This window comes from Nguyenibacter vanlangensis (genome assembly GCF_013376155.1).
Lineage (GTDB): Bacteria > Pseudomonadota > Alphaproteobacteria > Acetobacterales > Acetobacteraceae > Gluconacetobacter > Gluconacetobacter vanlangensis.
In genome coordinates, this window is sequence record NZ_JABXXP010001157.1 from 1 (window position 1) to 634 (window position 634).

Annotated in this window: 1 pseudogene; it reads right to left on the reverse strand. The window is 68.8% G+C overall.

Annotated features, from left to right (window positions below):
• Nucleotides 1-252: 252 nt before the first annotated feature.
• Nucleotides 253-634, reverse strand: a pseudogene (locus HUK84_RS21840) (amino acid permease); the annotation flags it as partial.

Consider the following 634-nt stretch of genomic DNA (forward strand, 5'->3'; position numbering starts at 1 on the left):
GGCGGCAGCGGCGGCGGGGCCCAGCCCGGGGCGACCGGGCCATAGACCTGCGCCTGGGCCGAGGTCGCGTCATAGGTCACGAACGCACCGCCCATCATCACACCCAGCGCCAGGACGGCGCGGCGGAGAGTCTGCCTGCTCATTCCAAATCTTCTCCTGCATCCGGACGGGCCGGTGCCCGCTCCGTCGCCGTCACTCTGGCCCGGCCATCATGGCGCGTGAATGGCAAAATGTGCCCGCTTGTAACACGCTTCATTCCGGCGCTGACGGGTCGTCCGTCCCGCGCCCCCGGCGCGGCACGATCATCCCCAGCGCCAGGATCAGAACCAGCGTGACGCTGCCCAGCTCGATCTGCACCCGTGTATCGGGCGTCAGCATCATCGTCGCCATCACCAGCAGGATGGCGCCCACCGTCAGCCAGGACAGATAGGGATAGAGCAGCATCGGAAAGGCCGGCCGCCGCCCCGCGCGGCGCATCCGCCCGCGCAGCGCGATCTGCGCGAACACGACCATCAGGTAATCGAACAGGATGATCGCGCCCGAGGCATTCAGCAGGAAGCCGAACACCTCGCCCGGAAAGGTCGCGGCGATCACCGTCAGGACCGCGCCCACCGCCGCGCCGAAGGAAATCGCC